General features: G+C 67.1%; 8 protein-coding genes. 3 read left to right on the top strand and 5 right to left on the bottom strand.

The window, feature by feature from the left end; translation table 11 throughout:
• From AB1346_04725 to AB1346_04710, 4 genes are all read right to left on the bottom strand, one after another.
• The coding region (locus tag AB1346_04725) for an aminotransferase class I/II-fold pyridoxal phosphate-dependent enzyme (protein MEW6719737.1) at nt 1–983 on the bottom strand (983 nt) is incomplete at its 3' end.
• Nucleotides 984–1,065: 82 nt separating this feature from the next.
• Nucleotides 1,066–2,349: a PAS domain-containing protein gene (locus tag AB1346_04720; protein MEW6719736.1), complete on the bottom strand. Its 1,284-nt coding sequence runs from the start codon at nt 2,347–2,349 to the stop codon at nt 1,066–1,068.
• A gap of 198 nt (nt 2,350–2,547) precedes the next feature.
• Nucleotides 2,548–3,726 carry an acetyl-CoA C-acyltransferase gene (locus AB1346_04715; protein MEW6719735.1) on the bottom strand — a complete coding sequence of 393 codons (1,179 nt, stop codon included), beginning with the start codon at nt 3,724–3,726 and terminating at the stop codon, nt 2,548–2,550.
• Nucleotides 3,727–3,762: 36 nt separating this feature from the next.
• Complete coding sequence (locus AB1346_04710; GenBank protein MEW6719734.1) at nt 3,763–6,171, bottom strand: 3-hydroxyacyl-CoA dehydrogenase/enoyl-CoA hydratase family protein; 2,409 nt, start codon at nt 6,169–6,171, stop codon at nt 3,763–3,765.
• Between the two features lie 116 nt (nt 6,172–6,287).
• On the opposite strand from AB1346_04710, the gene hemW reads away from it, so the two are divergent.
• Nucleotides 6,288–7,442 carry a radical SAM family heme chaperone HemW gene (hemW, locus tag AB1346_04705; protein ID MEW6719733.1) on the top strand — a complete coding sequence of 385 codons (1,155 nt, stop codon included), beginning with the start codon at nt 6,288–6,290 and terminating at the stop codon, nt 7,440–7,442.
• 9 nt (nt 7,443–7,451) lie between these two features.
• Here the strand turns inward: hemW and AB1346_04700 are convergent, their stop codons facing one another.
• Nucleotides 7,452–8,024 (bottom strand): hypothetical protein, encoded by a 573-nt coding sequence (locus tag AB1346_04700; GenBank protein MEW6719732.1) that lies wholly within the window; start codon nt 8,022–8,024, stop codon nt 7,452–7,454.
• 145 nt (nt 8,025–8,169) lie between these two features.
• On the opposite strand from AB1346_04700, the gene AB1346_04695 reads away from it, so the two are divergent.
• Together AB1346_04695 and AB1346_04690 are read left to right on the top strand one after the other, a co-directional pair.
• Complete coding sequence (locus AB1346_04695) at nt 8,170–9,561, top strand: HD domain-containing phosphohydrolase (protein ID MEW6719731.1); 1,392 nt, start codon at nt 8,170–8,172, stop codon at nt 9,559–9,561.
• Nucleotides 9,558–10,243 (top strand): tetratricopeptide repeat protein (locus AB1346_04690; protein ID MEW6719730.1); only part of this gene is annotated, 686 nt, incomplete at its 3' end. The genes AB1346_04695 and AB1346_04690, both read left to right, overlap by 4 nt.

Here is a 10,243-nt window from a genome sequence, read left to right as displayed (position 1 = left end):
GGGAGCCCGGGGTAACCCACCCAGGAGACCTTCGGATGCCCTTCGAGGAACTTCCCCACGGCCAGCGCGTTCGTGCTGTGCCGCTCCATCCGCAGGTGGAGCGTCTCGAGCCCCTGCAGAAACTGGAACGCGTTGAAGGGGGATAGCGCCGGTCCGAGGTCGCGCAGGAGCGTCACCCGGAGGCGAAGAATGAACGCAACGTTCCCCAGCCCCGGGAAATCCCCGAAGGTCTCCCAGAACTTCAACCCATGGTATGACGCGTCAGGGGAAGTGTAGTCGGGGAAGTTCCCGTTCCCCCAGTCGAACTTCCCCGAGTCCACCACGATTCCGCCGATCGAGGTCCCGTGCCCGCCGATGAACTTGGTGGCCGAATGGATGACGACGTCCGCACCGTGGTCGAACGGCCGGAGCAGGAAGGGGGAAGGCATCGTGTTGTCCACCACGAGGGGAATTCCTGCGTCGTGGGCAATCTTCGAAACGGCGGCGAAATCGAGGGTGTCGAGCTTCGGATTCCCCACCGACTCGGCGAAGACCGCCTTCGTCTTCTTCCCGATCGCCCTGCGGAAATTCGCGGGGTCCGCCGGGTCGACGAATTTCACGCCGATCCCCATCCTGGGGAGGGTGTGGGCGAAGAGGTTGTACGTCCCGCCGTAAAGGGAAGCCGAGGAGACGATCTCATCGCCCGCGCGGGCGATGTTCAGCAGCGCCAGCGTCTCCGCCGCCTGCCCCGAGGCGACCGCCACCGCCCCCGTGCCCCCTTCCAGCTGCGCCACCCGCTGCTCCAGGACGTCCGTGGTCGGGTTCATGATCCGGGTGTAGATGTTGCCGAACTCCTGCAGCGCGAACAGGCGCGCGGCGTGGGAGGAATCCCGGAAAACGTAGGAGGTGGTCTGGTAGATGGGCACCGCCCGGGCGCCGGTCGTCGGATCCGGTTTCTGTCCACCATGGAGGGCGATGGTTTCCGGCTTGAGGCTCGATGACATCGGGAGGACTCCTTTCTGTACGGATATTACATAAACCCGATAAAGTAAGTAGGGTATAGGCTATCTAGACGGGGTTGTCGTGTCAACCGTTTTTCGCCCGGTCCGATTCCGCGCGAAGGCACCGGATCCCGTAACCGAGCATTTCGGCAAGCTCCGTGAGGAGCCGAACCTCTTCCGTGTCGAACGCATCGGGTCTGGCCGAATAGACGGTCAGGGCCCCCGTGCGCTCCCCGAACGGCAGGGACAGGGTCGAAGCGTACCCCCTGCGAAGCGCCTCGGCGCGCCACGGCTCGAAGCACGGGTCCGTCAGGATGTCCCGGGCGACGACCGGAGCCCCCGTACGGATGGAAGTCCCCGTCGGACCCCGGCCCCGGACGGCGTCCGACCAGGTGAGCGACAGGGTCTGGAGATACCCCTCCTCGAACCCGAATTGGGCCACGGGGCGCACGGACCTTCCCGGATCGTCCTCGGCGATTCCGATCCAGGCAAGCCGGTAGCCCCCCTCTTCCACGACGATCCGGCACACTTCCGAATACAGCTCCGACTCGCCTTTCGCGCGAACGAGGGAACCGGCGAATTCCCACATCATGCGCAATGCCCGATTCGCCTTGCGGAGGGCCTCCTCCTCGCGCTTCTTCTCCGTGATCTCCCGGCTCACGCCGAACAGGCCGATGATATTGCCGCTCTCGTCCCGGTACGGCCCCTTCGTGGTGGAGAAGTACCGGGTCGCCGCCCCGCATTCCATCGCATCCTCGTATGTGCGCGTTTCGCCGGAACGGAGGATCTCCCGGTCGTCCTCCACGAATGCCCTTGCGCAATCGGGGGGGAACAGCTCCGGATCTCTCCTCCCGACGATCTCCTCCGCGGGCCTGCCGATGAGCCTCGCGCATGCGGGGTTGACCATCATGTAGCGCCCTTCGGAATCCTTCATGAATATCGAGTCCGTCGTGTTCGAGATGATCGCGTTCAGCAGGTTGTGGCTGCGCGCGACCTCGGCCGTGCGCTGCGCGACCCGCGCCTCCAGCTCCTCGAGGACCACCTGCAGGGTCTCCTCCGCCTCGCGCCGTTCCGTCAGATCGGAGAGGACGACCACGGCCCCCTCGTACGTCCCGGATGCGCCCGGCATCCGGTGCATCTCGATCCGGTAATTGCGCCATCCTTTCGGCGTCTTCAATATTTTCTCGATACGGCGGCAAGGAACGCCCGCCGCGAGGAACGTGGAAACCTCCACCGAGAGGAAGCCGGGGGGCTCGACCTCGCCCAGAAGCTCCGCGGCGGCGCGGTTCGCGTTGTCGATCATCCCTTCCCGGTCCAGGAGAAAGGCGGGCATCGGGAGACTCTCGAACAATGTGAGGTATTTGTTCATACCCGCGTCCGGGCGCAGGCGATGGCGCGGCGTACCGGCCGGGATCCGCTGCAAGCCATGAGGTCGTACAGGCGTTCCATGGGGAGCCGCCTTTCCGCCCGCGGAGGTTTCCCCCCACGGCGGGGGGAAACCGTACCTATGAATATTTTATCGCGACGGTATTTCCGGCGGGTCGAAAAAACGGGGCGGATTCGCCGCTTACTCCCGCTCGAACAGCCCCGCGGCGCCCATCCCGCCGCCGATGCACATCGACACCACTCCCAGGGAAGGACCGCGCCGCTTCATCTCGTGCAGGAGCGTGGCTGCGAGCTTCGCGCCCGTGCAGCCGAGCGGATGTCCCAGCGCGATCGCCCCCCCGTTGACGTTCACCTTGTCGGGATCGAGCGACAGCTCCCGGATGACGGGAAGCGCCTGGGCGGCGAACGCCTCGTTGAGCTCCACCAGGTCGATCCGCGTCGTCTTTACGCGCATCCGCTTCAGCAGCTTCGGGATGGCCTCCATGGGGCCGATCCCCATCACGTCCGGCGCCACGCCCGCCACCGCGAAGCCGAGGAACCGCGCCAGCGGCTCCGCGCCGAGCTTCTTCAGCGCCTTCTCCGAGACCACGATCGATGCCGCGGCGCCGTCGCTCATCTGGGAGGAGTTCCCCGCGGTCACCGTTCCCCGCGCGTCGAAGGCGGGCTTCAGCGCGGCCAGCGCCTCGAGCGTCGTGTCGGCCCGGGGCCCTTCGTCCGACTCGAAGACGATCTCCTTGCGGACGGGCTTCCCGTCGTCGCCCTCGCGGAACACCACGGTGGAGACGGGGACGATCTCGTCGCGGAACTTCCCCCCCCCGATCGCCGCGATCGCCTTCCGGTGGCTGTTGAAGGCGAACTGGTCCTGGTCCTCCCGCGTCACCTGGTACCGGGCGGCCACCTTCTCCGCGGTCAGCCCCATCGGCAGGAAGGTCTCCGGCCGCGTCTCCAGGATCCCGGGGTGGAAGGAGGGCTTGTTCCCGCCCATGGGGACCATCGTCATCGACTCGGTGCCGCCCGCGACGACGATGTCGGCGAACCCCGCCATGATCCGCTCGGCGGCCATCGCGATCGACTGCAGCCCCGAGGAGCAGAACCGGTTGATCGTCATCGCGGGGACATGATCGGGAATCCCCGCCAGCAGGGCGCAGGTGCGCGCCACGTTCATCCCCTGCTCCGCTTCCGGCATCGCGCAGCCGAAGATCACGTCGTCCACTTCCGCCGGGTCGAGCGCCGGGAGCTGCGCGAGCGCGCCGCGGATCGCGGCCGCGCCGAGGTCGTCGGGCCGGGTGTCCTTCAGGCTGCCCTTGTACGCGCGCCCCACCGCCGTGCGCACGGAAGCAATGACATACGCCTTGGTCATCGTCGTATCCTCCCTGGCCGCCTGGAATCGAGTCCCTTAATTCCGCAGCGGCTTCCCTTTCATCAGCATATGCTGGATCCGCGCCTGCGTCTTCTCCTCGCCGCACAGCGAGAGGAACCCCTCGCGCTCCAGGTCGAGCAGCTCCTGCTCGGTCCGCTTCGTCCCCGCCGGGACGTCGCCGCCCGTGAGGATGAACGCGATCTTCCGGCCGATCGATTCGTCGTGGTCGCTGATCTGCCCGGCCGCCTTCATCGCGTAGAGGCCGTAGACGAACTGCGGATAAGCCGATCTGCCCGGCAGGACGATGTCGGTGCGCGGCTTCGGCGCCTCGTACCCTTCCTTGAGCATCCCGAGGACGGTGTTCTTCGCGTCCCGGATCAGGTAATCGCGCTGGATCGTGATCCGGTCCCAGGGGCGGAGGAACCCCATCTCGCGGGCCTCCTTCGCGGAGGTCGAGACCTTCGCCATCCCGATGGTCTCGAACGCCTTCCGGAGGAAGGGCAGCCGGTCGACGCTCACCCCGTCGGGGATCCCTTCCAGGTGGCGGATCGCCATCTCCTTGCAGCCGCCGCCGGCGGGAAGAAGCCCCACGCCCACCTCCACCAGCCCCATGTAGGTCTCGGCCGCCGCGCGGATCCGGTCTGCGCCCAGGCACATCTCCACGCCGCCGCCCAGCACGACCCCTGCCGGGGCCGCCACCACCGGGGCCTCGGAGTACCGGAACCGCATGCAGCAGTCCTGGAAGCCCTTGACGATCTTCTCGAGCTCGTCCCACTGCCTGTTCTGCGCCGCGAGGAAGACCATCATGATGTTCGCCCCGGCGCAGAAGGTCTCCGAGTGGTTGGCGATCACCATCCCCGCGAAATCCTTCTCCGCGAGATCGACGCCCTCCATCAGCATGCCGACGACATCGCCGTCGATCGTGTTCATCTTCGTGTGGAACTCGGCGCACAGAACGCCGTCCCCGATGTCGTAGAGCGTCGCGCCGGCGTTCCTCTTCACGACCTTGCTCCGGTCCGCCAGGGCCGGCAGGTAGATCACCTTCGGCGAGATCGGGGCCGCCACGTACTTCCCGGAGCCGAAATCGAAGAACTCCAGCTTCCCGTCCACCCGGCGGTAGAAGGAGCCGGCGCCGGCGGCGAGCATCCCTTCGACGATCGAAGGGACCGCCTTGCCTTCCGCCTTCATCCGCGCCACCGAGTCGGCGACGCCGACGGCGTCCCACGTCTCGAAGGGCCCGAGCGTCCAGTTGAACCCCCACTTCATGGCGTTGTCGATGTTGAAGACATCGTCCGCGATCTCGGGGATCCGCTTCGCCGCGTAGATCAGCGACTCGGCCAGGACGTCCCAGGCGTACTTCGCCGCCTTGTCGTCGGCGGAGACCACCTTGCGGATCCGCAGCCCCACGTCCTCCTCGCCCTTGGCCGCGTCGATCGAGGGGAAGGAGACCTTCCCCGCCGGCCGGTACTCGAGGGTGCTGTAGTCCAGCACCATCTTCTTCTTGTTTTCGCCCTTCCCTTCCATCTTGAAGAAGCCCGCGCCGGACTTGCGCCCCAGCAGCTTGCGCGCGACCATCTCCTTCACGAAGGGGGGAGGGAGGAACCTGTCCCGGTCCGGGTCGTCCGGGAGGTTCTCGTAGACGTTGTCGGAGACGTGGAGCAGCGTGTCGATCCCCACCAGGTCCGCGGTCCCGAAGGCGGCGGATTTCGGGCGGCCCATCGCGGGGCCCAGCACCTTGTCCACCTCCTCGATCGTCAGCCCGTCCCGCAGCATCGCGTGCATCGCGTACATCATCGCGTACACGCCCACCCGGTTGCCGATGAAGTTCGGCGTGTCCTTGCCGTAGACGATCCCCTTGCCCAGCACCCGCTCGCCGAAATCGGCGATGCCCGAGAGGATCTCCGGGTCGGTGTCCTCCCCCGCCACCAGCTCCAGCAGCTTCATGTACCGGACGGGGTTGAAGAAGTGGGTGACGAGGAAGTGGCGGCGGAAGTCGGCGCCGCGCCCCTCCATCATCCGCGCGATGGAGATGCCCGAGGTATTCGAGGAGACGACGATCCCGGGCTTCCAGAGCCTCTCGATCCTTTCGTAGAGGGCCTGCTTGATCGCCAGGTTCTCGACGACGACCTCGATGACCCAGTCGCACTCCGCGACCTTCCCGAGGTCGTCCTCGAAGTTGCCGATCGAGATCAGGTCGAGGTCCTTCTTCGAATAGATGAGGGACGGCTTGCTCTTCCGGATCGATTCCAGCCCTTTCAGCGCGAACCGGTTCCGGAAGGCGGGGCTGCTCTCCCGGATCCCCTTCTTCTCCTCATCATCCGTGCGCACCGGAGGCACGATGTCGAGCATCAGGCAGGGGATGCCGGCGCTGGCCAGGTGCGCCGCGATCCCGGAGCCCATGACGCCCGCACCCAGGACGGCTACCCTGCGGATTTTCGGAAACATCGGTTCCTCCTCCTGTCGCTTGATGTTGGCCGGGAAGGCGACTGAACGGTGATTCATTTATTGGAATACAACTATCGCATCCCCCGCGGCGTGTCAAGGCGTGGGAGAATCACCGGATGCGCGGCATCTACGTCCACGTCCCGTTCTGCGCCCGCAAGTGCGCGTATTGCGATTTCTACTCCGTCGTGGCCGGCGAAGAGGCGATGGAGCGGTACTGCGGCCTCCTCCTGCGGGAGCTGGAGATCGTCCTCCGGGAGTTTCCGCGGGAGGCGGAACCGCCGGCGGACACGGTGTATTTCGGTGGGGGGACCCCTTCCCTGCTCGGTCCGGTGCGCCTCCGCCGGCTGCTTTCCGGGATACGCTCCCGCCTTCCGGTGGAGAAGACGGCCGAGGTGACGCTGGAGGCGAACCCCGGAACCTTGCAGGAAGAGGACTTTCCCCGGCTCCTGGATGCCGGTTTCACGCGGCTGAGTCTCGGCGTCCAGTCGTTCCGGCCCGCCGTCCTCGCCGCGCTCGGCAGGATCCACTCCGCGCGGGACGCCCGGGACGCCTTCCGGCGGGCGAGGGAGGCGCGGTTCCCCTCCGTGGGAATCGACCTGATCTTCGGGACCCCGGGGCAGGAGGAGGCGGACTGGGAGGAAGAGCTGCGCGAAGCCGCCGCGCTCCGCCCCGATCACATCTCCGCGTACGTCCTCACGCCGGAGCCGGGGACGCCGCTCCACGGGCGGCTGGAGCGCGGTGAGATCGCCCTGCCCTCCGACGATGCGACGGCCAGCATGTACTACACGGCCCGGCGGCGCCTCGCCGCCGCGGGATACCTTCACTACGAGATCTCCAATTTCGCGCTCCCGGGACAGGAGTGCCGTCACAACGGAAAGTACTGGCGCCGCGAAGGATATCTCGGCCTGGGGCCTTCCGCGCACGGGCTGCTGTTCCCGGGGATATCGGCGCCGATGGGGATGCGGACGGCGAACCCGGCCTCCCTGGAGGAATACGCGTCCCGCGTCGGGGAGGAGCGGATCCCCTGGGCGGAAGCCGAGGCGAGGAGCCGGGAGGATGCGTGGAGAGAGTTCCTGATCTTCGGGCTGCGCGTGTCGGAAGGGGTATCGCCGGAAGAGGGGGAAAAAAGGCACGGCCCCCTGCCGGAGAGGCTGTCGGGGGCCGTGGAACGGCTGGTCGCTTCGGGCGGCCTCGTGCGGGACCGCGGTCGGCTGCGGATCCCCGAGGCGTACTGGTTCGTTTCGAACGAGGTGCTGCGGAAGCTCGCTTGACCGCTGCCGCTACCTCCGGTCGCGGCGATCCTCCCGGCGATCGTCGCGCCGATCGTCGCGGCGGTCGTCGCGGCGGTCCTCCCGCCGATCGTGCCGGCGCTCGCCATGCCGCTCGTACCGGTCGCCGGGACTGCGCTCCCTCCACTCCCGCTCCCGTTCCGCCTCCCAGCGCTTGTGGGATTTCCAATGCTTCTTCTCCCAATGGCCGTGCTCCTTCTTCCAGTGGCCGTAAGGGACCGGCCGTACGTCCCGATACCGGACCCGGTAATCGCGCGGCATGTAGACCACGGCCCGGGGGACGCTCGTGGAATGGATGTGGACCCAGGGACCTCTGTATTCCCGCGCCCGGTACCACCGGTCGCCGCGGGGAGACCACCAGTAGCCCGCGTAGAAGAACACATCGATATGGGGATCGGGCACGAAGTAGACCCGGCTCTCCGGGATCACCACGATCTCCGGCGGCTCGGCCACCACGATCGGCGGCGGCCCGATGTTGATGCTGACGCTGACCTCGGCCCGCGCGTCGCCGCCTCCCCATGCAGCAACGGACAGAAACACCAGGATCGCAAACGGAATCCGCATTCTTCCCGAGAATGGCATCCCTCACCTCCCGTTTTTGCTCGCATCCTTCGACGTTATCCGATCGGAATTCCTTCACCCTTTCTTCAATGGCGCCCCCCTTCCCCTTCGATCCGCATATATAATGGTCCATACCGGATTGAAAAACATGAAAAACGTATTCCACGACATGGGGAGGAACGGGCGGTATTCTTTCGGCATCCGCATGAAGCTGTTCGGGTTCCTCCTGCCGCTGGCCTTCCTGCTCGTGTTCGCGGTGGCCTGGGCGGGGTCGAAGATCACCGAATCCACCATGCGAAAGAACCTCCTGCAGCGTGGCGCGGCCATCTCCCGCGTGGTGGCGTTCTCCGCCGGCTATTCGCTGCTGGCCAACGACCAGCTTGCGCTGGACCGCCTGGCGTCCGAGACCCGGGAAAGCGTCCCCGACATCGACTTCGTCGCGATCCGGGACGCCGCGGACAAGGTGGTCGCCCACAGCCGGATCGGCGACCGGGGCAAGACGTTCGCCCCCTCCGCCCGGATCACCCCTCTCGCGACCTATGCGGAAACCCACGCCGACGAGGTGGTGCGCGAGGGACGCACGCTCATCGAGTTCAGCACCCCGATCCAGTTCGCCGGGAAACTGGTGGGAACCGCCACCCTGGCGCTCACGACCGGGACGCTGGCCGCCGCCACCCGGTCCGTCCACCGCCGGATCATGGTCGTCGTATCGGTCGTCCTGGCGCTTGCGTTCGTCGGGACATGGCTGATGTCCAGCCTGATCACGACCCGCGTCAAGCGGCTCCATCAGGGGGTCCTCTCGCTGGGCGGAGGAGCGGAGTTCCGCCCCATCCCAATCGAAAGCACGGACGAGCTGGGAGACCTGACGCGGGCGTTCAACCGGATGGCGGAGGAGATCCTGTCCCAGAAGGAAGGGCTTCAGGCGCAGGCGCGGCAGCTCGAGGAGGCGTACATCGGCATGGTCCGGGTCATCGCCGCATCCCTGGACGCCCGGGACGCGTACACGCAGGGTCACTCCGCCCGCGTCGCGAAGCTCTCCTGCGAGCTGGGCAGGCGGCTGGGGCTGAGCCGGGAGAACCTGATCGACCTGGAGCGGGCCGCCGTCTTCCACGACCTCGGGAAGATCCAGGCGCCCGACGCCGTGCTCCTCAAGGAGGAGCACCTCACGAACGTCGAGGAGCAGCAGATGCGCAGCCACCCGCTGGACGGCACGGAGATCCTGCGGGCGGCGCCTTTCCTGCACCGGTACATCCCGGTGGTCCGCGCGCATCATGAATGGTTCAACGGGGAAGGATACCCGGACGGCAAGAAGGAGAACGAGATTCCCTTCCACGCGCAGATCATCGCCCTTGCGGACGCATTCGACGCCATGACGACGGACAGGCCCTATCGCCAGGCCCTCGGAACCGAGGAGGCGCTGGAGGAGATCCTCCGTTTCCGGGGGACGCAGTTCGCCCCCGACCTCGCCGACGCATTCGCGAAGATGATCCGGGAGCTTCCCGCGATGGACATGGCCACGCTGAGGAGCATGGCGCTTTGAGCGGCCGGCCCGTTCTCGGCGGCCTCCTTTTGCTCGTCCTTGCGCACGCATTCGCGGCCGGATGCGGCTGGCGGAAAGTGGCCCCGCCCGTCGCGGAACCCGCTCCGCCGGTCCGGGTGGAGCCGCCCGCGCCGCTCCCCGCTCCTTCGCCGCCCGCCCCGGCTCCCGCGCTCCCTCCGCCGCTCCCCGCGCCGCCGGTATCCGCCGCGGACAAGGCGGTCGAAAACGGCATGGCGGCCCTGCAGGATGGGGGATTCGAGCGCGCGCTGGAGCTGTTCTCCTCCGCCTTGAAGGAGAAGCCGGGCCACGCCGAGGCCGCCGGGGGATTCGACGAAGCGCTCGTCGGCCTGAAGAAGGCCGGGGACGCGGCGTACGCGCAGGGAAAGCCGGAAGACGCCGGGAAGCGGTGGATGGGAACGCTCCGCCACATCGGGAGCCCGGCCGCCCGGGGGAGGGCGTACCCGTTCACCCGGGCCGACGTGAAGGCGATGCTGGACAAGCTCACCGCGTCGCAGATGGAGAAGGGGCTGCTCAACTACCGTAAGGGGGACATCCCCGCGGCCATCGCCGCATGGAAGACGATCCTTGCGTACGACCCCGAAAACGAGGAGGCGACCCGCGCGGTCCGGACCGCCTCCACACCGCTCGAAAACCACAAGAAGATCCCCCCGGCCGGCGCACC

The organism is Thermodesulfobacteriota bacterium (genome assembly GCA_040758155.1).
Classification (GTDB): domain Bacteria; phylum Desulfobacterota; class Deferrimicrobia; order Deferrimicrobiales; family Deferrimicrobiaceae; genus UBA2219.
Note: the sequence above shows the minus strand (reverse complement) of the source record. Positions and strands in the feature narration are given on the sequence as shown.